The organism is Pelotomaculum isophthalicicum JI, from assembly GCF_029478095.1.
GTDB lineage: Bacteria > Bacillota > Desulfotomaculia > Desulfotomaculales > Pelotomaculaceae > Pelotomaculum_D > Pelotomaculum_D isophthalicicum.
Genome location: NZ_JAKOAV010000018.1, coordinates 17,343 through 40,772 on the forward strand (window position 1 = coordinate 17,343; position 23,430 = coordinate 40,772).

Genomic DNA, 23,430 nt, shown 5'->3' on the forward strand with positions numbered 1-23,430 from the left:
AATCTATTTAAATTATAAATTAATTGTATGGTAAGATAATGATAAATTAATCTTTTGATTGGATGGTGGCTGTTTTGCGCCCGGAGTCTATGAATATTTTTGATGATTTACGCGGTCAAAATATGGTTGTCTTGGAAAATGCCAAACAAAGCGGCAGGAAAGTTGTCGGCATGTACTGCGCTTATTGTCCCCAGGAACTGGTCCTGGCGGCCGGAGCCATACCGGTAAGCCTCTGCGGAACCAAGGATGAGCCGATCGCGGACGCGGAAAAAGTGCTGCCCCGCAACATATGCCCTTTGATTAAATCCAGTTTTGGGTTTGCCATCACCGGCAAATGCCCCTATTTTTATTTTTCGGATTTTGTTATCGGTGAAACGACTTGCGACGGCAAGAAAAAGATGTTTGAGCTTCTGGGGCAACACAAGCCCATGCATGTTATGCACCTGCCTCAGGGGGCGGACCGGCCCGGCGCGCTGCCCTGGTGGAAAGAGGAATTGTCGCTGCTGAAGGAGCGGTTGGAGGAAACCCTCGGCGTGACGATTAGCGATGACAGCCTGCGGGAAGCTATAAAACTGTCCAACAGCGAGCAGCTGGCCATTAAAGAACTGCACGATTTAAACAAGTTTGATCCGGCTCCCCTTTCGGGACTTGACCTGTTAACCGCCACTTTTATGAAGGGGTTTAATGTAAACAAATTAGAGGGAATAGCGTTGGTTAACAAATTAATCGGCGAAGTAAAAGAAGTAATCGAGCAGGGAGGCTCGCCTTTCCAGCCGGACACGCCGCGCATTTTGCTGACCGGTTGCCCGGTGGGCATCGGCTCGGAAAAGCTAATCAGACTGCTGGAGGAAAACGGGGGCAGCGTGGTTTGCTTTGAAAGCTGCAGCGGCTACAAAACCCTGGACATGCTTGTTGATGAAGACGAGCGGCGGGACCCGCTGGAAGCTATTGCCGAAAGGTCACTGAAAATCCCCTGCTCCTGCATGACGCCGAATGAGGGGCGTCTGGATTTGCTGGGCAGGATGATTGGCGAATACCGCGTCGACGGCGTTGTTGACCTTACCTGGCAGGCCTGCCACACCTATAATGTCGAGGCGGAATTAGTCCGCGGCTACGTTAAGGACAATTTTGACATACCGTGCCTGCACCTGGAAACCGACTATTCAAGTTCCGACTTGCAGCAGTTGAAAACGCGGGTTACCGCTTTTATTGAACTATTGGATAAGAGGTGGACGTAAATTATTACTGTAGGTATTGACGTGGGTTCCATAACCACCAAAGCGGTCTTAATGAACGGTTCGGCCTGGCAGAGTACGCTCCGGCCCACGGGTTACAGCCCGCGGCAGGCCGGCCGGGAGGTTCTTGACGAACTTCTGGACAAGGCCGGACTGGCGCAGGCGGACATTGATTATATTATCGCCACCGGCTACGGCCGGATAACCCTTGACTTCGCAGACAAGGCCATGACGGAAATTACCTGCCACGCCAGGGGCGCGCACCATCTGGCGCCGGGCGCCGACTTGGTGATCGACATCGGCGGCCAGGACAGCAAGGTGATCTTTACGGACGGTTACGGCAACGTCACTGACTTTTCCATGAACGACAAGTGCGCCGCCGGAACGGGCAGGTTTTTGCAGGTGATGGCCGCCGCCATGGGAGTTGACGTAAGTGAACTGGCGGAATTGGCACGCGGCATGGAGCCTGTGCAAATCAGCAGCATGTGCACCGTCTTTGCTGAATCTGAAGTAATCAGCCTGCTGGCTGAAGGAGTGGAAAGAGGCAGGATTATAGCCGGCATCCACCGTTCCGTCGCCAATAGAGTGGTTGCCATGGCCGAAAGGATCGGCAAAGGTGAATTGATCGCCTTTACCGGCGGGGTAGCTAAAAACGAGGGGGTGAAAGAGTATCTGGCCAAGGCTCTGGGCAGGGAAATTGTTGTCTCTCCCGAATCCCAGCTCGCCGGGGCCTTTGGGGCCGCTATTATCGCGCGGGAAAAGCTTCTTAAAGCAAGATAAGCATTTAATGAAAGCGGGGTATTGCCATGCCTAAAGTCCAGGTGGAATTCATCAACACCTGCGCCAGTTGCGCAGAACATGAGGTGAACATAAAAAATGCGGTCGAAAAATACGGGGACGACGTTGAACTAAAGATTTACCACGCGGGCAAAGATGTCGGCTACTTAAAGAAATACGGAATGATCTTCAAAGGCACCATGATTATCAACGGCCGGCAAAAAATTGACAACCTTACTAAAAAAAATATTGAAGAAGCTATCGACGCCGCCGTCAGGAGTAATAATTCTTGATTATTGACATTATAGAAATTTTAAAAAAGGTCATTCTGGCCGCCATTGATATACTGAACGGGGCTTCCTTCTGGCTGGTGCTCAGTTTCATCCTGGCAGGTGCTTTACACAATATTTTAAGCCCGGCCAGGTTTCAGCGCGTGCTGGGCAACCGCCGTTTCTCTTCCATAATCAAGGCCACGTTGTCGGGCATGCTGCTTCCTGTCTGCAGCTGCGGCGTGATTCCGCTCGGGATCGGCCTGTATTATTCCGGCGCTTACCTGGGGCCGACCCTGGCTTTTATGACGGCGACCCCCATTATCAATCCGGCCGCGGTCATTTTGGCTTACGGTCTTTTAGGCCCCCAAATCGCCACCGTCTACCTGATCACCGGATTTTTGGCGCCGGTGTTAATAGGGAGCATAGGCAACTTGTTGGCGGGGCGGGAAATCCACGCTCCCGGCACAGAAAATCCCGGGGAGTTAGTGGAACTCGAACCCGGTGAGGCGCCCGGCCTTGGGCAAAAACTGCGGTCGGGGCTTTATTGGGGATTTACGGACCTGGGGGTGCAGGTAAGCAAGTATGTGGTAATAGGCATGCTGCTGGCCGGAGTCATTACCACCCTGGTCCCGCCGGTTTTTATTCAACAATTTTTGGGCAATCCGGGGCTGATCTCGCTTGCCGGCATCGCTGTGCTGGGAGCGATCATGTATGTATGCGCGGTGGGCCATATACCCTTTGTCGCGGCGCTGGTGGCCAGCGGAGCGGCGCCGGGGATAGCCATAACTTTTCTTATGACAGGCGCTGCCACAAACCTGCCTGAATTGATCAGCATCTATAAAATGATCGGCAAAAGAGCGGCGGCAATTTATACACTAACGCTGGTAAGCGTTTCTTTACTGATCGGTTACCTTACCAACAAATGGCTGCTGCCGGGATTTATCCCGTTTTTCGACCTTACCCAAACGCGTCAAACCGTAGGTTTCGCCAATAAATTAATTTTTTCCGCGCCGGAGCCCTTGCAGTATTTATGTTCGGCGATTATTTTATGCCTTGGATTCTATTCTTTATGGCCGGGTATCGCGCGTTATCTGGCCAGGGAAAGGTCAGCCTGATGACTTCCCGGCTTGCGATTATATGTTTGCTTTTCTGCCTGCTGGCCGGTGCTTGCTGCGGCTGCGGCAAGCAGGTTGCCGGAGACGGCCAAACCACTGGTATCAGGGTTAACCTGGACGATAAATTGCTTCAATATTTTATTTCAAGCCACCCGGGAAGAGAGGTTCTCGTATGTGCCCGGGCGGACCTGAACAACGACGGGACGGAAGATTTGGCGGTTATTTTTCAGGAAAGCAAAGAGAAAAACCTGATGCTGGTGGTCCTGGACATTGCCGGCGAATACAGGTGCACAAACGAGGTCCCGGCTCCGGCTTCAAATCAGCTAATCCAGTTCAGGGATATTGACCAAAAACCGCCGCTGGAATTTATCGTCCAGGGAGCTAAAGGAGCAAATGTTGGATTTGCGATTTTTCGCGTTGATGGTGACAAATTGGAAGATTTGTTTGGGGAGGGGATGAAAGATTGTTGCTAGGTGCCACACCATGCTGAGCGAATTTAATTTAAATAGCATTAGATAAAAAAAGGGGAGAAATAAACCGTGGTAAAAGTAAACACAAAAAAACTAATAAAAACCATGATTTTGCTGGCTATTGTAACATTGGCAACAGCCTTGCTGGCCGGCTGCGGCGGCTCAAAACCGGCAACCACCACGACAACTTCCGCGCCGGATAAAGATAAGGACTACGTGGTTAATCTGGGCTATTACAACTGCGATCATATGACCGCCGCCTGCATTGCCAAGGACGCGGGAATTTTTAAGGAACTTGGGCTCAAGGTCAACGTTACGGGCAACGGCAAGGTGCCTGAAGCAATGGCGGCGGGTCAGATGGACGTCGGCTATATCGGAACGGAAGGTTTGATGAGGGCTTACTTGAAAGGTTCCCCCATTTTTGTAGCCGCCAACAACCACCTGGGAGGCTCTTACTACCTGGTTGCTTCAAACAATATTCCTGATGCCAAGGGCCTGGTGGGTAAAAAAGTGGCTCTTGGCACTGACGCTGAAAAGAACGATTCCTGCTGGGTCCGCATGGCTAATGAAGCCGGCATCCCGGCCGATTCAAAGAGCTACGAGAACTTTGACATGGCTGATAAAGACGAGTTCATGGCCATGAAAGCCGGACAACTGGCTGGATACCTCTGCTGCGACCCATGGGGGTCGATGGCTGAGTACGATCAGTCCGGACATATCGTACAGCCGCTCGGCAAACTGCCCAACGGTGAATGGGGTTCTTGCTGTGTTTATTCCATGAACCAAAACTTTGCCAAGGATCACCCGGAACTCGCTAAAAAGATGATCCTGGCGCATGCAAAGGCAATCGAATATGTATACACCCATCCGGTACAATCGGCGGAAATATTTGCAAACAACTATTTCGTGCCCGTGGAAGTAGGCCTGATGACCATCTACAAGAAAACTGTCGGTGAAGGCAGAACGCTTGCCTGGAAGGTCGACACCAAAAACTTTATGGACGAGATTGATTACGAGATGAGCGTGAAAACTCTCGACAAAGCGCCTGGAGTTGACGAATTCATCCAGACCAAGCTGCTTGACGAAAGCGGCGCCGGTAATTTCGACACCTTTATCAAGGAAAAGGTAGACCCGGTATTCCCACTAGGCATGACCTATGAAGACTGGAAAGCCAAGGCTTATCAACTGGAAGGTAAAAAAGCTTAATTACCAATATGAAAAAATTCTTTTTCATTCCGGTGGCTGTCGCCCTGCTGCTGGCGGCGGCATGCTCAGCCTTTTCACAGCGGGGAGAGCGCGGCGGGAAGGTGAAAATCGGGGCGCCTGACGACACAGGCGGCATGATCATTCATTACCTGGTGAACGAAAAGGGCTACGGGGGCGTTGAGGTGCGGAACAACTTTGAACTGTACCCGGTGAAGGATTGCTGTTCCAGCACCTCCCAGTGGGCCCTGAGCACCAATCAATACGACCTGGCCGTCATGTGTCCCGACGCGGCCGAAAGCCTGCTGGAAAAAGACGGCCGGTTTGAAGTAGTCAGCCCGTGCCTGATCAATTCCGACATTGTGGTGCTTAAACCAGGGCTTACCCCCCAAAAAATCGGGGTTGCCCAGAACCGTAACCACCAGACGCGGATAGTGGCTGAACTTTTCGGCAGCGATTGCGCCGCCGTGCCGGTGCTGCCGGCTGCCATTCCCTTTGCTTATGAGAAAAACGCGGTCGACGGGGTGGTCGTGGATGCTTTAAGGGGCTTTACCATGCCTGGAGACAAACTGCCGCCTGCCGCCGGGAGCGGCGGCCATGTCACCTATGTGCTGGTGGTGAACAAGAGTTTTAAGGAAGACCCGCGCTATCAAGAATTCCTTCACTTGTATCAGGATTCGGTTGAAGATCTTAACAACCCGGATGTTCTTATGGAAGAGATCCGGAAATATAAAAATATTGATTTTACACGAGAGGAGGTGGAGTTATGGATCCGGTTGGGGATAAGGCAGGTTTTTACAATTCCGGCAACGCGCGGTTGATGCGCGAGAAAGTCATGGGCTCGCTCGGTCAAAAACAAATATTGTACCGCCTGATTACGATCGCGGCTGTTTTTGGCATCTGGCAGTTGGCCGCCAACCACTACCACAGCGAATTCCTGATGCCGTCTCCCTGGAAAACTATGGTTACCTTAACCTCCGTCGTGCATGATCCGGATGTGCTTAAAAACCTGCTGCTTACTTTGAAGAGAGTTTTGACCGGTTTCCTCTACGCCATGGCTATCGGGATACCGCTGGGCTTTCTCATGGGCTACTCAAAGGCGGCCATGCAAATGCTCGACCCGCTGATTGATTCCCTCAGGCAGATACCGATAATGGCCTGGGTGCCGCTGACCATCGTCTGGTTCGGTCTCGGTGACGGGCCCACAGTGTTTCTAATTGCCTTCACCGGGACTTTCCCCATCATAATGAATACCATTGCCGGGGTGCAGAAGATATCCGGTGATTACTACAACGCGGCCCGCAGTATGGGCGCCGGGCCCTGGAGCATATTCGCGCACATTATCGTTCCTGCTTCTTTGCCGGATATCCTGATCGGGGGCAGAATAGCCGTCGGGCTGGGCTGGATGTCGGTTATATGAGCGGAATTCATCGCGACGAGTGCCGGTTTCGGCTACTCCATGGTGGAAGCGCAGACAAGAATGCAGACTGGTAAATTAGTGGCCCTGATGATCATGGCCGCCCTGATCGGATACATGATCGACCGGGTTATTCTGATGTTCAACAAGTCTCTGACCAAATGGAGGTTTGTTCAGTAATGGAATTAAAAATTGAAAACGTTTCCAAGGTTTTTATAAATGATCATAACGACCATACAGTTCTCAAAGATGTGAGTTTTTCTGTGAGTGAAGGCCAGTTTGTCACCCTGCTCGGCCCTTCCGGCTGCGGGAAGACCACCCTCCTGACAATTATCGCCGGCTTCCAGGTCGCGTCCGGCGGCATGATCCTGCTTAACGGCCGCCAGGTCGCCAAGCCGGGGCCGGACAGAGGTTTCGTCTTTCAAAATTACGCTCTCTTTCCCTGGATGACGGTAAAAGACAACATCCTCTACCCCATGAAAATGTCTAAAGTACCGGTAAAGGAACGGGAGCAGCGCTTGCAGGAACTGCTGGCGATAGCCCAGCTCGAAGGAAAGGAAAAGCTGTATCCGCACCAGCTTTCCGGCGGGATGAAACAAAGGGTTGCCTTCATCCGGGCCCTGGCCGGCAGGCCGGAAGTGCTTTTAATGGACGAACCGCTGGGAGCGGTCGACTTTCAGATGAGGCAAATTCTGCAGGAAGAGCTGGAGTCTCTATGGTTGAAGGATAAGACCACTGTCGTCATGGTGACGCACGATGCTGATGAAGCCATATATCTGAGTGACCGGGTTATTGTGATGTCCGCCCGGGAAGGAAAGATACTGGAAGACATGCGGGTTGAACTGCCCCGTCCCCGGGACCGGAAGGATAAGGAATATGTTAGGAGCAAGGAACGCCTGATGGATATCCTCAAGGTTGCCATCAACAAGGAGTCGGATTCAGCCGAAATGGAAAGAAAGTTATGTCTTGCCTAAATAATAAAACAAACAGTATGTAAGGTTTTGATCTTTACACATTCAAAAAATTATGGAGGTGCAATTATAATGAAAGTTGCTTATGTTTTCAGCTCGACCAATTCCCAAAAGATACTGAACAACATGATCATTCCGCAGTTGGAAGGAGGCCATCACGGCGCTGAAGTCGCAGGAATGTTTTTCTTTATGGACAACGCTTTCTTCCTTCTGGAAGGCAGCAAAATGGGCGAACGGCTGCAGACCCTGCACGAGAAAACCGGGATGCTGCTGATGGCCTGCGACCAGTGCGCCATAGAGCGGGGCATTGATAAAAAACTGGTGCCGGGCGCTTCGATCGGATGCTTCCCCAACCTTTACGCCGCATTAGGCGGAGCCGGCGTTGATCAGGTAATCACATTATAAAGTCAGACATTTGGCACTTGCCAAATACATCATTGTGGATATGAAAGGATGCCCATGAAATACCGCCTTGACGAATTCATTGGCGGACGGCCATGGAAGTTTACGTACGATCGACCGGTTATCGGGCTTGATCTTGGATCACGCGCATCAAAAGGCGTGCTGCTCACGGGAAAAGATATATTCGTGACGCTTATTGCAACCGGTCTTTACATGCAAGAAACTGCCGATGAACTTATCGAAAAATTACTTGTGCTTGCAAATGTGCAACGAAGTGAAATAGGATTCATCACAAGCACCGGCTACGGCCGGATTGCACTTTCTTTTAATGACATTCCTTTTGATGTGGTCACCGAAATATCGTGCCACGCCATGGGAGCTCACGCCTTGTATCCCGAGGCCCGCACGATTATTGACATTGGCGGTCAGGACTCCAAGGCGATTAAAGTTGACAGAACAAACGGCATGGTCGTTGAATTTGCTATGAACGATAAATGCGCCGCCGGAACCGGTCAATTCCTCGAAAAAGCCGCGGTGCTTCTGGGTATTACACTTGATCAAATGGGAACGTACGCGTTGACTTCCAAGAGCCCTGCGATCATCAGCAGTCAGTGCGTGGTCTTTGCGGAATCAGAAGTGATTTCGCTCAGGGCAAAAGGCGCGCGAGTCAATGACAGCGAAGCGGTGGCTAATATTGCCGCGGGAATTCATTATTCAGCCGCCCGTCGTGTAAGCAATCTCCTCGGTCGCATCGGCACTGAGCCGGAGCTGATATTCACCGGTGGCGTATCCAACAACCCGGGCATGCGTCATGCGCTCGAAGAGCTTATTGGAAACTCTTTTATTCCAACAACCTTCGATATGATTTATGCTGGCGCTTTGGGGGCGGCAGTTTATGCAACGCAGCATGCGGCGCGCGGGACGGCTGTTTCCAGCGCTTCCTTTGACAAACAGCACACGGCCACCACGCATATTAATGAATTGATTGAACAGGAGCAACGCGCTTTTATTGACAAAACCGATGGACGAAAAAAGGGTCGGCTATTTCTGCGCCTATACACCGCTGGAAGTGCTTAACGCCGCAGGTGTGGGTCACGCGCGACTCCTTAAAGCCGGCGATTCCGAAACCGTTGCTGCAGGCGAACTCTTTACCCAAAGCGTTTTTTGCGATTTCAGCAAAAGCTGTATCGGCGGTTTTGCGCAAGGTGACCCGTTCTATAGCGCTGTCGACAAGCTTTATAACTTCCACACATGCGCATCTATGAAGCGTGTAACCGAACTGATTGAAGGATTTGTTCCTGTCAAGCTGCTCAATTTACCGAAATTACGCGACCTGGAATCATCACGGCTATTCTTTCGCGATGAGATTTTCGAACTAAAGCGCGACCTGTTTGAACTCATTGGTCACGAAATTTCCGACAGCTATATTCGTGAACAGATCGTGCGCTATAATATTCTCCGTAAACTTATCAAAAACATTTCCGAACTGCGCAAACGCGACAATCCGCCGATTTCGGGCAAGGATTTTGTCGAACCGGCAAGAGCGTTTTACTACGTTCCGCCCGAAAAGCTTATTGACACGCACGACAAAATCTACCGTGCTCTTTCCGCGGTAAGCGGCGCCGGCTCCCGTCCGCTGCGTCTCATGATTAGCGGCAGTATTGCCGCCGACGGCGACCGTCGTCTTCTTGACATTCTTGAGGGCGAAATGGGCGCGCGCGTGGTGGTGGAAGATCATTGCGCAGGGTTAAAGCCGTTCTATAATACGGTAAAGGAAACAGGCGATCCACTTTTGGCATTGGCTGACGGGTATTTAGATCAAGCACCGTGTACCCGTATGAAAACACTTCAAGATAACGTAAACTTTGCCGGTCAACTGGCTCAGGAATATCAGGTCGACGGGGTGCTGCATGTATATCTCAAATTCTGTTCGTGCTATGGAATCACCAAAAAGCCGTTTCTCAATCATTTTCAAAGTATCGATATCCCGGTGCTCGATCTGTCAAGCGACTACTCGGGCAACGATTACGGACAGATCAAAACACGCATCAAGGCATTCATTGAAGTAATCAACGCAAGAAGGAGCAAAAAGAATGGTTCCAACACAATATGCCGCCGCTGCACGGGGTAAAACGTCATCGGCTGTCGAGGAGCTTGGAAAACTTAGAGAGTCGTACAACATTGCTAACATCGAAAGACTCGTTGTCCAGGGTAAAAAAGCGATCTGGGGTGGTAATTCGTGGGAAACGCCGCTTATTTACGCTTGCGACACTATTCCGGTCGGAATGGGTGAATTGTGGCGCGAAGAAAGCCGCGCGGCCGAAAGTGTTGGAGAAAATTATTTCCAGATTCCTCCTGAATTCTTGTGGTCGCGTTTCTTGTCAAGGAATTGGAACGCGTTGTTCTCTGGCTTAATAACGGCAAACCGCTTGACGATGAAAAATTATGGTCTGAGATCAATCGCAAGAATCTCGTTTCTCAAAAAATCCGAACTATTCTTGATTTGCGGCTAAAGGCGCCGCTTTATCTATCAAGTATTCCTACCATGCAACTGCTTGTAGGATCCACTCATTATTTTGGACAACCGGAAAAGTACATCGCCTTGCTTGATCAATTGATCGATGAGTTAACCTTGGCAGCGCGTATACCGGAGGATCGCTTCTTTATTCCGATCGTATTCGCCGGTGGCGGTAGTGGCATGGGTATTTTACAAGTAATCGAAGAATCGCATGGAGCGGTAGTGGGTTGGGAAGCAGCCGGAACCGGAGATTACCGGCTTGACGTTCCACCACTCGAATCAATTGCACATTATCTTCTTGATGCGCAAAGCCACGGAGAGCTCGGTGAAGGGGCAGGCACGTCGGCAACATACAGAAGATTTCGTATGAAAGAACTTATTAATAAAACCCGTGCAAAGGGCATTATCTCTTTGTCACATTGGAAACCAATGTGCATACGGAACCTCCAACCGAGGAACAGATCATACGTGTTTGGTCAAAGGCACTCAGCAACACCCGCTGTTACTGCTGCCGCCTGAGCAGTCACAACTGGGTTCAGTTCCTGTCAGCCACCCCTTAATAATCGCTTGTGCACAGCCAACACCCGGATTAACTTCTATCGCATTAAACGGACAGTTCTTTGCGCATGCGCCGCATTCCATACACGCATCCTTGTCAACAATTTCGGATCTTCCATTTTTCAAATCGAACACCTTATGCGGACAGACTTCAATACACATTCCACAACCAGTACATCTATCCGAATTCATCTTAAGTGTAGAAACATTTTTTAAATAACGATTTTTCATAACTGCCTCCTTAAAGCTTTATAAAACCGTTAACCAAAATCAGGATTATCCCAACGCTTAAAGAGATAGTAATTGCAGGAACAGCCAGCTTCATTTCCTTCAAAACACCTGATAGTGAAGTATACGTAGAGGCGCCGGTAAAATTCATTGCGCAATATGCAGATATTGACGGTAAGATCAATAAATACCCCAAAGCCTTTACTAAACTGTATGAAGGTGATTCAGGCCATCCGTTAAGCATATTTACGCCAACCGTCCAGAGAAAACCCAATAGCCATCCCTTCCATGCAAAAGCTCTGCCTGGAATCCATGGAAGCAGCACAGGAGTTAAAACGCAACCTGTTATTAATGCGCCGACGTAAGCGTAAAAATCAGTGAGTCCGAAAGGGCCTATGCCAATGAGGTTTAACAAAAATAGTACGCCAAAAATCATTAAGGATATCTTGAAAGTGCCCACTAATTCAATCGGCGTCAAAACCAGCCGGTCATAAGCGCTAAACTTTACAGTCCGCATTTCACCGGTTGCTTTCATTCCCGAGTTGATGAATGCCTTTATATCCTTTGCTCTCACCGATCCATAGACTACTTTAAAGCCAGTTTGCCTTAAAACAACGTGAGCACTTACCCCCGGCGCACCTAATTGCGGCAATATCAGCGTTTTATGCGTGACAACCTGTGATAGCTTTGTTTTGGCAATACGGCTTACAAGCTCTTCTGTGCCAAATGTGCCTTTTCCCGCGGCACACCAGACATTAATACCCTTGGTATCAAGTACCAGAATCCATACCTTGAGGTCTTTCAACTCCTTCCTCAATACATCAAAGGTTAACTTATAGTTGGCGGTTACCAGGACCGGTGAACTATCATCTGGTGATCCAACAGCATAGAGTCCCGGATTGATTTTATAGTTCATCCGGTTGACTCCCCATCTGGCCTTCCATGAACCTAACGTATCACTGAAAGATAATAGCGTTGAGACCTGCGGTACTTTGCCTACCTTCGTCTGGATTTCTCCAACTACCCATTTGTCCTTTAGATCGTACTGCGTAATTGCTCCTGAAGAACAACTATCATTGACTCCGCAACAACAGGATGATTTCTGATTGAACGCACGATCTTCAGGGTTTATTTCTATCAATTTACTTAGCAAATCCTTATTATCAGGACTACAACAACTTTTATTTTCCAGGATTTTCACCTCCACAATAAACATTCACAGTTTGTAAGCTAATTTTTCATAGTGATCACTATTGAAGCATAGCTATGTCGTCATGTAATTATTCTTCTATTATTATATACTGCTAAAGAAAGCCGTACAATTTCTATCGTTTTCCATTATTGCATTTACTACTGTTCTTCCACTCACCCATAGGAAACATCTTCGGAATGAAGCTGCCATTTATTTAGGATCCATAGTATCAAATTCTATTTCCCCAAATGGAGGTAATCACGCCCGAAGTATAGAAATTACATATAGTTATTCAGCATACGGCGATGATTATCTCATAGGGGAATAGAGGGGAATTGAATTGAGAATACTGCACACCGCCGACTGGCATTTGGGACGTATTTTCCACGGCATCCACCTGACAGATGATCAGGCTTACGTGCTGGAACAGTTTGTTCAGCTTGCCGGAGACGTCAAACCGGATGTGATTGTTATTGCTGGAGATGTCTACGACCGCGCCGTGCCGCCCACAGACGCGGTTAAGCTGTTAAACGAGGTGATTTCCCGCATTATTCTAGACTGCAAAATACCGGTGCTGCTGATTGCCGGCAATCATGACAGCCCTGAACGGCTTGGATTCGGCACCCGTCTGCTGGCCCGCCAGGGACTTTTTATCAGTGGGCAGCCGGGTGACAACCTTGCCCCAATCATTCTTCAAGACGCCTACGGACCGGTATACTTCTGCGCGATTCCTTACACGGAGCCCTCTGTTATTAGGGAAGCGCTGGCTGTTCCGGAAGCGGCGGACCACAACAGTTCCATGCTTTCTTTGCTCAAACATTGTACGGCGTCGATTCCCCGCGGGTCCAGGACTGTCGCCGTAGCCCACGCTTATGTCGCCGGGGGTGAAAGCAGCGAATCAGAGCGCCCGCTTACCATCGGCGGAACGGGCATGGTTGACGCCTCATGTTTCCAATCCTTCAATTACGTCGCCTTGGGACACCTCCATAAGCCCCAGAAAACGGGGGACGGAATGTGCTACGCCGGCTCCTTATTGAAATATTCCTTTTCCGAATCCTCACATCAAAAATCAATTAATTTCGTGGAAATGGATGAGGCTGGTAATATAACTCTGGATAAAATCACCCTTTCACCCCGCCGTGACGTGCGTTGTCTGGAAGGTTACATAAAAGATATACTGGCTGGTCCGAAGAACGGCGAAAGCAAAGAAGACTATATTATGGTTACTTTAAAAGATACCGGCGCCATCCTTGACGCGATCGGCAAGCTGCGTGAAGTCTACCCCAACGTTTTGCATATAGAGCGCCCTCCCTTGCTTGACGGCGGTGAAATTCACGGACCGCGCGATGACCACCGGCAAATAAGCGACATGGACCTTTTTTCTTCATTCTTCGAACAAGTAGCCGGAGTTCCCCTTACCGGCGAGGAAGCCCGGACGTTTGCCGAAACAGTTGACTTATTTTACCCGAAAGAACAAAGGTGAGTTTTTAATGAAACCATTAAAGCTGATTATGAGCGCTTTCGGCCCTTATGTGAGCACTCAGGTGCTGGACTTTACGGAACTCGGTTCCCGTTCTTTCTTCCTGATTCACGGGCCGACCGGCTCCGGCAAAACCACAATTCTCGACGCCATGTGTTTTGCCCTGTACGGAGACACCAGCGGCGCGGAGCGGGAAGGCAGACAGATGCGCAGCGATTACGCGGACTTGTCGGTTATCACCGCGATAACTTTTGATTTCGCCGTCGGTGCTGAAATATACCGGATCAAGCGCAACCCGGAACAAGAACGGCCTAAAAAGCGCGGTGAAGGAACTACGACCATGCGCGCGGAAGCCACCTTGTGGAGACGGACCGGGCTCGTTGCTGACGCCGAAGAAGGCGCTGTCTTGGAAGACGGCTGGAGCAAAGTTACAGAAGCCGTGGAAAAACTGCTTGGGTTTGAAAGCAGCCAGTTTCGCCAGGTGGTTATGCTTCCCCAGAGAGAGTTTCATAAGCTTCTGACCGCGAATTCCAGTGATCGCCAAGTCATCTTGGAGACTCTTTTCCGCACTGAACATTACCGCCGCATAGAAGAATCCTTAAAACAATCCGCGAAAGCGCTTCAGAAAAGTTTTGAGGAAACTTCCGAGCAAAAGACGTGGATTTTACAGGAAGCCAAAGCCGACTCGCGGGAAGAACTGAACGAGCGGCGCAATTTACACCTGGTCCAGTTGGGAGAAGCGGCGAAGAAGGTTCAGGAAAGCCAAAAAACAGCAGCCGCGAACCGGGAGCGGTTGAACGCCGGCAGGCAGGCGCGGGAAAAGCTGACCGAAAAAAAGCAGGCTGAAATCGCCGTGGCGGCTCTGGAGGCAAGAGCGCAGGCAATTGAAGACCGAAGGGCTGTATTGGCCAAAGCCCGCCAGGCGGCAAGCCTGACGGACGTGGAAAAAACCATGAAGGCCCGGCGGGAGGAAGCAATTGAAGCAGCCAAGTCTCACCAGAAAAAGATCCAAAGCGAAGAGGAATTGTTTACTGCGAAAGAAAGCGCCGGGAAGAGACTGAAAGAAGAAATGGATAAAGAACCGGAACGTGAAGCAGCCGGCCGCGAATTAGCCTGGCTGGAAGAACTGTCCGGAAAAGTTGCCGCCCTGGACCAAGCCCGCAAAAAAGTCATCGTTAACCGGCAAGAACTGCAACTGGCGGAAGCTAATCAAAGCCAGGCTCTGTCATCTCTGAACGCTATTAAGGCATCCATAGAAGGAAAATCCAAGTCGTTATTAACGGCTTCCAATCAGGCCGCCCAAGCCGCCGCACTGGAAACAGCTTACAGGGTGTCTGAACAAATCAGCCAAAAAGGGCTTGCTCTCGCAGGTCTGCGTAAGGACCTTTCAAACATCATGAAAGAAATTGACGCAGCCGGCAAAGAACTGACGCGCGCGGAAAATAAATTCACGTCGGCAAAACAAGAACTCGCTCGGCTGCAAGAGGACTGGAACAGCGGGCAGGCCGCCATACTCGCCGGCAGATTAACCACAGGCACGCCCTGCCCTGTCTGCGGATCGCTTGATCACCCGGCTCCCGCCCGCAGTGAGGCGGCGCTGCCCTCGGAAAAAGTGATCAAGGAAAAACAGCAAGCTATCGCGTCATTTGAAACTTTACGCGACAAAGTGAAGGATAAACTGAGCAATATTATAGCCAGGCAGGCTGCCGTAACCGGAAAGATTGAGGAATTGGAAAAGGAACTAGGTGAAAAAGCCGGAGTCAGTCCGGCCGTCCTCCGCGCATACGCCGATAATGCCAGGGAACTGTGGCAAAACGCGCTGCAGGCCATGAAAATTTCTACGTTCATCAGCAAAGAACTGGATGAGCTAAAACAAAAGGAAATTTTAGCCGGTGAACAGCTCGAATCAGCCGGCAAATCTTATCAAGAGGCTAAAATAGCGCTTGAATCCGGGCTGGCAGTGGTGCGGGACAGGGAATCATCCATTCCTGAAGACCTCCGCGCTCCCGCGTCTTTGCTTCAGGCACAGACGGCAGCCAGGAAGAGGCGGGAGCAACTCGTGACCGCCTTTGATTCGGCCAGAAAAATAGCGGAAGAAGCCAATCAGGCGCTGGCCAAGGCCGAGACTGCCGTGGCGGAAGCCTTCGCGGCGCGGCTGGCGGCGGACAAACGCGCTGCGGACGCTGAGAAAGCCTTCCAGGAAAGATTGAAGGCGGCAGGCTTTGCAGCATTAAATGACTATGAGAACGCGAAAAAGACACAGGTGTGGATTCAAACGGCGGAGCAAGAAATCAAAGAATATGACGAAAACCGGCGCGCCGCCGGGGATCGCCTGGAACGCGCCGTTCAGGCGGCGGAAGGCCTGAGTGAGCCCGATCTGGATAAATTGACGGTATCCTTGGCGGAAGCGGAAAATGAGTGGAAACAGGTACTGGCCCTGGAGACACAACTCCAGTCGCAAACAAGCCGGGAGGCCGAATGGCTGAAGAAGATTGATGCAGCCGATAGCGCTTTAAAGGAGTTGGAAAACCGTTACGCAATCCTGGGACGCCTGTCTGATGTGGCAAACGGCAAAAACCGGTATGGCTTGACCTTTGAGCGGTTCGTTCTGGGAGCGTTGTTAGACGACGTAACGATCGCCGCTACAGCGCGGTTAAAGTTAATGAGCCGCGGCCGTTACCACCTCCAACGCACCCTGGACCGGACCCGTAGAAACACGGCCGGCGGCCTGGAACTTGAGGTTTTTGACACATACACCGGCGTGGCCCGCAGTGTTTCGACCCTGTCCGGCGGGGAAACTTTCCTGGCTTCCCTCTCCCTCGCCCTTGGGTTGGCCGATGTGGTGCAGTCCTACGCTGGCGGCATTCACCTGGACACTATTCTGGTGGACGAAGGCTTCGGCACTTTGGACCCGGAATCCCTGGACTTTGCCCTGCGGGCTTTAATCGACTTACAGAAAACTGGCCGTCTCGTGGGAATTATTTCTCATGTGCCTGAACTCAAAGAACGGATCGACGCCAGGTTGGAGATCCGGCCAACTGACAGGGGAAGCGTCGCTTGCTTTAAATTGTCGTAGTCACTGTGCATGTATAACATTATTAACATTTTCTGTACTCACAACTAGATTTTGACTTAATCCAGGCTTATTTTTCATTCTATCAAATATTTTAATAAATACCTGGGAAGTATTAATAGCGTCGAATATCGCTCTATGCCAGATATCATACTCAGGTTTAGCATTTAACATTTCAAGAGCATTCTTTAAAGATATCTGATTTGGTAAGTTGTAGATTTTTATAAACTGTTTCTGAATATCATTGTAGTTTTTTAGTAAATCACATTCTGCGTCATCCATACTATTTATTTTAAAATTTCTTTCAAATGTAATCAGATCATCAATACCCCATCCACATAGAACGAAATCTTCTTCTCCAATCCATTTCCTGAAATCTTCTACTACATAAGGCAAATCTTTTGCATTATCAATCCATTCCTGCTTTATTCTTGTTTTTTTCTTAATAAGTTTGCTTATAGTTGGATATAATTTCGGTTTAATAAATGCTTGAAAACTATTAACTACTTCCATATCTGAATTTATTTTTACAGCACCTATCTCAATAATTTCATGTATTCTGGTTCCCCATTTGTTATTCATTTCTAGATCGAAAACAATATAATTCATCATTGCCTCCCTAATTTTTACTGCAATATTATTATACCATACTATTTGTGGTACAATTAATAAGGAAGGTGAAGGAGGGTTTTTTTATTGTCCAACAGCATGTTCAGAAATATTGCCATAATTGCCCACGTTGATCATGGAAAGACTACCTTGATTGACGCCCTACTCAGGCAGAGCGGTATTTTCAGGGCAAACCAGCAGGTTGCTGAAAGAGTAATGGATTCATTTGATCTGGAAAAGGAACGCGGCATTACCATCCTGGCTAAAAATACTGCGGTACGGTACGGCGACATCAAGATTAACATAGTGGATACCCCGGGACATTCAGATTTCGGCGGCGAGGTTGAGCGGGTCTTAAAAATGGTAAACGGCGTCCTTTTGCTGGTGGATGCCTTTGAGGGGACCATGCCCCAGACCAGGTTTGTCCTGCGCAAAGCATTGCAATTAAATCTGAAGCCTATTGTGGTTATAAACAAGGTGGACCGGGCCGATTCCCGTATTTCAGAGGTAGTGGACGATGTGCTGGAGCTTTTTATTGACCTTGAGGCAAATGATGAATTGCTTGATTTTCCGATCGTCTACACATCGGCCAAAGAAGGGACCGCCACAACAGACCTGGATGCCCCTGCGCAAAACATGCGGCCTCTGCTCGATACTATTGTTAAACATATCGCGCCTCCACCCGGCGACATTGACGGCCCGTTGCAGTTATTGATCAATAACACGGAGTATGACAATTTTGTAGGACGCATGGGGCTTGGTTGTGTCAAGCGCGGCAAGATTGCCGCCGGTCAGCAGGTAAGTGTTATTGGGCACGACGGCGTATCGCGTCAGGGCCGCATTGGAAACCTCTATGTGTATGAAGGACTGGAGCGGGTGAATGTCAGCGAGGCGCCCTGCGGCGAAATTGTGGCCTTTTCCGGTTTGGATGATATCAAGATCGGTGAAACCGTGGCCTGCCTGGAGCATCCGGAGCAGTTGGAGCCCATTACCGTGGACGAACCCACTCTGAAGATGACATTTATGGTCAACGACAGCCCTTTCGCCGGACAGGACGGCAAGCACCTGACATCCCGCCATCTGAGGGCCCGGCTGTTCAAAGAGATGGAGAAGAACGTCAGTCTGAGGGTGGAGGAAACCGAAAGCCCGGATGTTTTTCAGGTGAGCGGTCGTGGTGAGCTGCACCTGTCGATTTTAATTGAGACCATGCGCCGGGAAGGTTATGAAATGCAGGTTTCCAAGCCGGAAGTGATTTACCGGTGGGACGCGGGCCAGTTGATGGAACCTATTGAGCTGTTGATGATAGACATTCCTGAGGACAAAACAGGCGTGATCATGGAAATAGTAGGGGCGAGAAAAGGGGAAATGGTCAATATGACCTCGCTGGGCCAGGACCAAATCCGGCTGGAATTTAAAATACCGGCCAGGGGGCTGATTGGCTTGCGCTCTCAGTTGCTTTCCGAGACCAGGGGCCATGGTGTGATGAGCCATATTTTCCTGGACTACGAGCCGTATAAAGGTGACATCAGAGGGCGCTACCAGGGTGTGCTGATCGCTTTTGAATCCGGCGAAGCCAGCCTTTACGGGCTGCATTCCGCGCAGGATCGCGGCGTCTTGTTCATCACTCCCGGTATAAAGGTTTATGAGGGTATGATTGTTGGAGAGCACTCCCGCGAGCAAGACCTTGAAGTTAACGTTTGTAAGAAAAAACACTTGACCAACGTCCGGTCCAGCACCGCCGAGGCCGCCATGCGTTTGGACGAACCAAGACAGTTCAGCCTGGAGGAAGCGCTGGAATATATCGGCAGTGACGAGCTGTTGGAGGTCACCCCGAAGAATTTACGGTTACGGAAGCGAGTCCTTAACAAGCACGACCGCCAAAGAAACATGAAAAACTATCAGACTGTATAACACAAGGGGGACAGATGCCATGTCCCCCTTATTTTCAAAATAAATTAAACTAAATCCTTTATCCATTGTTCAGTCGTTAGCACCTTGCTAAACCGCATGGCTTGAGTAACTAGTATTGCCCTATGCAACTCCTCAGCTGTAACAGTCCCGGCTTCATTTGATATCTGAAGCGTCCCGGTCGCATCTGAAATAAACTCCACTGAAAACCCCGGGTGCATGGCTTGCCTGGCTGTAGTGTCACAACACATTTGAGTCATATATCCGGTAATTACCACGGTATCTATATTCTTTTCTCTCAACCAGGATTCCAAGTCCGTGCCGGTGAAACTGCCAGGCAAGTTCTTTTCTACAAAATGTTCGCGCGGCAACTCCGCGACTGCCGGGTGAAGTTTCCATTCTTCGGAGCCCTTCCTGAATGTCTTTGCATCTTTTTGAAGTATCGATAACTAATAGCGCTCTTTTCAATTTTCCCCCTCCTTTTCCTATAAAGCGTGACAAGGCGGAACAGCAGGCGGCGCCTTGTCACGCTTCTATAATTTCGAAGCAACCACGGCGATTTCCTCGTAAAGCTTTTTGCAGTACCCTAGAAGGCCGGCGGCCTCTTCCGCCAGTTTCTTATCATTTTTCTTGCTGCCGCTTGTGATCATCGCGTTGGCTTCCCATATAGCCTGAAGGAGCTTCTTATCGTCTTTCTTTATTATGCGGACGGAAAGGTAGTTAAGAACCGTCGCAATATTAATGACCTTACGATAGAACTTGCCCGGGTCATCGTCACTTGCGGCACTATCAATGAGCTTGCCAACGTCTTCTCCAATCTCATCCCACACTTCCCCAGCTTCCATCATTGCAAAGTTATCGATATCTCCCCAGAGCGGGACACCCACGATCTCGTCAAGCGTGGATATGAGCGGGCTTACATTTAGCTTGTCATCCTTTGGCGTCCGGGTGGCAGTAGCAAATACGCTGCTTTCCACGGATTTATCCCTGGGTCCAAGGTGCAGGTCCGCTGACACTTTTTCATTTTTGCCAAAAAGGTTCGCAATCGTGTCAATATCGCCGGGCTGGCGGTCGCTCGCCCCGAACAGATAGCTGCCGTGGATGATAGCAATCTCGCCTTCCTTAAAGAGTCCGCCAACAACCGGCAGTTCCGTTTCGTCCTCGATAACCTTTTTTTCCGCCCACTTGTTGAGGATGTAGTCGCCCAGCGTGCGCATCGCCAAAGCTATCCGGCGCGCCACTTCGATCTTGCCCTCAACCGGCAGTGTCAGCCATCGCGGGGAAACAGCGCCGCTCTCCAGCAGGTTGATAATTGTATCAAGCTGCTTTACATAATGCGGGAACTGGGCCGCGAGCCTCTTGAAATAGGGCGTATTTTTATCCAGCATCTGGCCAAAAACGCTATTCTCCAGCGACTTGGCCAACCCTAGCGCTCCACGGATGATATCCAGCACGCCCGTGCTGGTGACGCTCTCTTTTTGATCCTGTTTCTCCTCTATCTCAAACTCAACATCTGAATCAGACTCACCTGTAAGTTTCGACTCGGCAAATTGAGCCAGATCGGGCCAGTCGCCGAAGTCCTTGTGTTTCTTCTCAGAGTCCCATGGCAATAAGACAGTAGTAATCTGCTTAACACTAGCTCTAAAGACATTAGGGAACTGCTTCGACCAAGGCACCTCGGGTTTTGGAATGCCATAGTTGTGTGGTCCCGGTTTGCCGGCAACGAAGTCCTTGAGGATCTCAGCAGCGTCTTTTGCGTGGAACCCCGCCATCTCTCGGAAAGTGATGAACCTTTGGACAACCCCGTTAGCTTCGCCTGCCGAATGAGCGGCATGCCGGGTCGTCTTGATGTTAGCATCTTCTTCAAAGGCTGACCGGTGTTGAATTATTCCTTTCAAAAGACTATCAACAGCCTGATTACCAATTGTGCGTTGAAGTTGTAATATATCTACTGAGGAAAGCGAGGAAGGAGAAAGCATGACTCGTTGAATAATATTTGAATGGTGTGTCTGCTGAGTTAACGTGCCAACATCTTGGACAGTTAATTTGGGCGACTTTTGCTTCAATATAGCATTATCATTACTATTATTTTTTTCCTCTTTCAAAACATTAGCATCTCCTTTTCGTTGGTGGCAGCACTGCTACCAAGATATTCACCTGCCGGCAACACCTATTTATATTACTTCATTTCAAAGTACTAAAATCCTACAGTATCCCTGGAAATATTTTTCGACAGTATTCTGCAATTTTCACCAATATATCTGTTGAATTTGCTTATCTCAAAAAGCTCACGGGGTTATTACAGTATGTAGGGGCAATCCTTGATCCCCAATAAATCATATTGACCCGGCCCTTGGGGCCGGGCTTATAATTACTTAAAAGGTGGTATGGCAATGGAGAATCGGATGAAGATCGGCGATTTCGTTAAATTGACCGGAAGCACACTAAAAACCGTCAGATATTACTACAAGATAGGTTTGCTGCCTAAACCGGAGCGCACCACCGCGGGACATCGTTTATACGGACCGGCAGAGCTGAATCGTATGCGCTTAATCAAACATTTAAAATCTTTGGGGCTGGATCTCAAACGCATCAAAGAGATACTGGGTAATGTTAACAATAATGCAACCCTGCAGAAAGTGTTGCAGTTGCTGCGAAGTGAGCTCACGCTTGATAAGAAAAACATTGAAGAGCGCATAGCGAAGATTGATAAAATGCTGAACCAGGGCGTGGAGCAAATTGACAAATATGCGCAAACCTGCCCGGAAATTTATAACCAGCACCAAAAATTATATGGCATCCTGGATGATTTCCAATGGAGCGAGCATTACCAGGATAGTTTTCGGATTCTGGCCGAGTTCTGGAAAAAACACCCCGAGCAGTATGAAATAGCTTTGGACTATGGAGCAAGGTGTGCCAGGCTGGCCTCCCTGTCTGAAGATGATCCTGAAATTGAACAACTCGCCCGGGAAACGGCCAAATTTATCAAAAGTATAGGTTTGTTGGATGAGTTCGACCAGCAATTCGAATTAACCCAACCCCTTTACAACTTGCGTAATGAAATGATTGTCGACAGCCTCCGCCCCGCCCGGAAAAAGTTTGATCAGCTTATCCAACAGTACCTCTATCCCGAATCTGATAAACAACCGGGTGGTAAAACGAGGACAAAAATTAAGTGATGTAACAACCTGATTGACGTTTGGGATAAGGTCCCCCACTACCGGGGCTTATAAGGAGGAGAATGATGGAGAATGCTGCTATCTCAAAGTCAAAAGCGTATATAATGCCTACTATCATGATGATTGTGCTTGGACTGGTTTTGTTTCTTCCCGCCGGCTCCTTTAGATACTGGCAGGCCTGGATTTATTGGACGATATTTTTAATCCCCACCCTTTTCATTACCGTCTATTTCTTCAAAAGAAACCCCGAATTATTGGCCAGTCGGTGGCAGGCTAAAGACCAGGAAACGGTGAGGGAAATACCTGCTTTCTTTAAGTTGTTTTATCTCGCTTATATAATCCCTGGCTTTGATTTTCGCTTTCACTGGTCAAACGTACCTGTTTGGGTGGTGGTTGCAGCTAATCTCATGTTTTTCCTGGGTTATGTTTTGATAATTAGGGTTTTTAAGGAAAACAGCTATGCTTCAGCCAATATAAAGGTTGAGGAAGACCAGCAGGTTATAGCAACCGGCCCCTACGCCAAAATACGTCATCCCATGTACACCGGGTTATTGATGATGGTCTTATCAACTCCCCTGGCTTTGGGTTCCTATTGGGCTATCATACCTGGTCTTCTTTTTATACCGTGGACGGTCCTCAGGATAAAAAACGAGGAGGAGCTTCTAATTCGAAACCTTCCCGGCTACCAGGATTATTGCACAAAAACACCATACCGTTTAATACCATCGGTTTGGTAAAATCTTGACTTGATATTACTTTTTGTCTTGGGGGAAGCAAGGGGACGTTCTTTTTGCTTCCTTGATTAGACATTAACAATTAATGT

At 49.3% G+C, this 23,430-nt stretch carries 23 protein-coding genes; 18 read left to right on the plus strand and 5 right to left on the minus strand.

Annotated elements, in window-relative coordinates; all coding sequences use genetic code 11:
• Positions 1-74 precede the first annotated feature (74 nt).
• From L7E55_RS10285 to L7E55_RS10345, 13 genes are all read left to right on the plus strand, one after another.
• Entirely contained in the window at positions 75-1,238 is a 1,164-nt protein-coding gene (locus L7E55_RS10285; RefSeq protein WP_277444112.1) for a double-cubane-cluster-containing anaerobic reductase, read from the plus strand.
• Positions 1,239-2,015, plus strand: coding sequence for an acyl-CoA dehydratase activase (locus L7E55_RS10290; RefSeq protein ID WP_277444182.1), 777 nt, complete (start codon positions 1,239-1,241; stop codon positions 2,013-2,015).
• 26 nt (positions 2,016-2,041) lie between these two features.
• Complete coding sequence (saoT, locus tag L7E55_RS10295; RefSeq protein ID WP_277444114.1) at positions 2,042-2,305, plus strand: thioredoxin-like (seleno)protein SaoT; 264 nt, start codon at positions 2,042-2,044, stop codon at positions 2,303-2,305.
• The gene (gene saoE, locus L7E55_RS10300) at positions 2,302-3,399 is read left to right on the plus strand and encodes an efflux transporter SaoE (RefSeq protein ID WP_338091209.1); all 1,098 of its coding nucleotides are present in this window, start codon (positions 2,302-2,304) and stop codon (positions 3,397-3,399) included. The genes saoT and saoE overlap by 4 nt, the downstream gene beginning before the upstream one ends.
• Positions 3,354-3,872, plus strand: a complete 519-nt coding sequence (gene saoC / locus L7E55_RS10305) for a Cys-Cys-COOH (seleno)protein SaoC (RefSeq protein WP_277444115.1) — start codon at positions 3,354-3,356, stop codon at positions 3,870-3,872. Before saoE ends, saoC begins: the two co-directional genes overlap by 46 nt.
• A gap of 66 nt (positions 3,873-3,938) precedes the next feature.
• Positions 3,939-5,075 carry an ABC transporter substrate-binding subunit SaoX gene (saoX, locus tag L7E55_RS10310; protein WP_277444116.1) on the plus strand — a complete coding sequence of 379 codons (1,137 nt, stop codon included), beginning with the start codon at positions 3,939-3,941 and terminating at the stop codon, positions 5,073-5,075.
• 8 nt (positions 5,076-5,083) lie between these two features.
• Complete coding sequence (gene saoB, locus L7E55_RS10315) at positions 5,084-5,893, plus strand: ABC transporter substrate-binding (seleno)protein SaoB (RefSeq protein WP_277444117.1); 810 nt, start codon at positions 5,084-5,086, stop codon at positions 5,891-5,893.
• Positions 5,839-6,669: an ABC transporter permease subunit SaoP gene (gene saoP, locus L7E55_RS10320; protein ID WP_277444118.1), complete on the plus strand. Its 831-nt coding sequence runs from the start codon at positions 5,839-5,841 to the stop codon at positions 6,667-6,669. Before saoB ends, saoP begins: the two co-directional genes overlap by 55 nt.
• Positions 6,669-7,463: an ABC transporter ATP-binding protein SaoA gene (gene saoA / locus L7E55_RS10325; protein WP_277444119.1), complete on the plus strand. Its 795-nt coding sequence runs from the start codon at positions 6,669-6,671 to the stop codon at positions 7,461-7,463. The genes saoP and saoA overlap by 1 nt, the downstream gene beginning before the upstream one ends.
• 69 nt (positions 7,464-7,532) lie before the next feature.
• Complete coding sequence (gene saoD / locus L7E55_RS10330; RefSeq protein WP_277444120.1) at positions 7,533-7,865, plus strand: DsrE-related protein SaoD; 333 nt, start codon at positions 7,533-7,535, stop codon at positions 7,863-7,865.
• A gap of 54 nt (positions 7,866-7,919) precedes the next feature.
• Positions 7,920-8,939, plus strand: a complete 1,020-nt coding sequence (locus L7E55_RS10335) for an acyl-CoA dehydratase activase (protein WP_277444121.1) — start codon at positions 7,920-7,922, stop codon at positions 8,937-8,939.
• Positions 8,872-9,993 carry a 2-hydroxyacyl-CoA dehydratase subunit D gene (locus tag L7E55_RS10340; RefSeq protein WP_277444122.1) on the plus strand — a complete coding sequence of 374 codons (1,122 nt, stop codon included), beginning with the start codon at positions 8,872-8,874 and terminating at the stop codon, positions 9,991-9,993. Before L7E55_RS10335 ends, L7E55_RS10340 begins: the two co-directional genes overlap by 68 nt.
• Positions 9,994-10,227: 234 nt before the next feature.
• Positions 10,228-10,899, plus strand: a complete 672-nt coding sequence (locus L7E55_RS10345) for a 2-hydroxyacyl-CoA dehydratase family protein (RefSeq protein WP_277444123.1) — start codon at positions 10,228-10,230, stop codon at positions 10,897-10,899.
• Here L7E55_RS10345 and hgcB read toward each other — a convergent pair.
• Together hgcB and hgcA are read right to left on the minus strand one after the other, a co-directional pair.
• Positions 10,867-11,169, minus strand: coding sequence for a mercury methylation ferredoxin HgcB (hgcB, locus tag L7E55_RS10350; RefSeq protein ID WP_277444125.1), 303 nt, complete (start codon positions 11,167-11,169; stop codon positions 10,867-10,869). The two genes, L7E55_RS10345 and hgcB, sit on opposite strands and share 33 nt — an antisense overlap.
• Positions 11,170-11,179: 10 nt before the next feature.
• Complete coding sequence (gene hgcA, locus L7E55_RS10355) at positions 11,180-12,358, minus strand: mercury methylation corrinoid protein HgcA (protein ID WP_338091211.1); 1,179 nt, start codon at positions 12,356-12,358, stop codon at positions 11,180-11,182.
• Between the two features lie 340 nt (positions 12,359-12,698).
• Between hgcA and L7E55_RS10360 the strand changes: the two genes are divergently transcribed.
• Together L7E55_RS10360 and L7E55_RS10365 are read left to right on the plus strand one after the other, a co-directional pair.
• Positions 12,699-13,841 carry an exonuclease SbcCD subunit D gene (locus tag L7E55_RS10360; RefSeq protein ID WP_277444126.1) on the plus strand — a complete coding sequence of 381 codons (1,143 nt, stop codon included), beginning with the start codon at positions 12,699-12,701 and terminating at the stop codon, positions 13,839-13,841.
• A 7-nt stretch (positions 13,842-13,848) separates the two neighbouring features.
• Positions 13,849-16,914 carry an AAA family ATPase gene (locus tag L7E55_RS10365; protein WP_277444127.1) on the plus strand — a complete coding sequence of 1,022 codons (3,066 nt, stop codon included), beginning with the start codon at positions 13,849-13,851 and terminating at the stop codon, positions 16,912-16,914.
• Here L7E55_RS10365 and L7E55_RS10370 read toward each other — a convergent pair whose 3' ends face one another.
• Positions 16,915-17,523: a 3'-5' exonuclease gene (locus L7E55_RS10370; RefSeq protein ID WP_277444128.1), complete on the minus strand. Its 609-nt coding sequence runs from the start codon at positions 17,521-17,523 to the stop codon at positions 16,915-16,917.
• Between the two features lie 96 nt (positions 17,524-17,619).
• Here L7E55_RS10370 and typA point away from each other — a divergent pair, with 96 nt between their 5' ends.
• On the plus strand, positions 17,620-19,431 hold the full coding sequence (typA, locus tag L7E55_RS10375) for a translational GTPase TypA (RefSeq protein WP_277444185.1): 1,812 nt from the start codon (positions 17,620-17,622) through the stop codon (positions 19,429-19,431).
• A 44-nt stretch (positions 19,432-19,475) separates the two neighbouring features.
• Here the strand turns inward: typA and L7E55_RS10380 are convergent, their stop codons facing one another.
• On the minus strand, positions 19,476-19,871 hold the full coding sequence (locus L7E55_RS10380) for an isochorismatase family protein (protein ID WP_277444187.1): 396 nt from the start codon (positions 19,869-19,871) through the stop codon (positions 19,476-19,478).
• A gap of 90 nt (positions 19,872-19,961) precedes the next feature.
• The gene (locus tag L7E55_RS10385; protein WP_277444129.1) at positions 19,962-21,533 is read right to left on the minus strand and encodes a hypothetical protein; all 1,572 of its coding nucleotides are present in this window, start codon (positions 21,531-21,533) and stop codon (positions 19,962-19,964) included.
• A 288-nt stretch (positions 21,534-21,821) separates the two neighbouring features.
• On the opposite strand from L7E55_RS10385, the gene L7E55_RS10390 reads away from it, so the two are divergent.
• Both L7E55_RS10390 and L7E55_RS10395 read left to right on the plus strand, forming a co-directional pair.
• Entirely contained in the window at positions 21,822-22,607 is a 786-nt protein-coding gene (locus L7E55_RS10390; RefSeq protein ID WP_277444131.1) for a MerR family transcriptional regulator, read from the plus strand.
• A gap of 62 nt (positions 22,608-22,669) precedes the next feature.
• The gene (locus L7E55_RS10395) at positions 22,670-23,344 is read left to right on the plus strand and encodes a methyltransferase family protein (protein ID WP_277444132.1); all 675 of its coding nucleotides are present in this window, start codon (positions 22,670-22,672) and stop codon (positions 23,342-23,344) included.
• Positions 23,345-23,430: the final 86 nt, after the last annotated feature.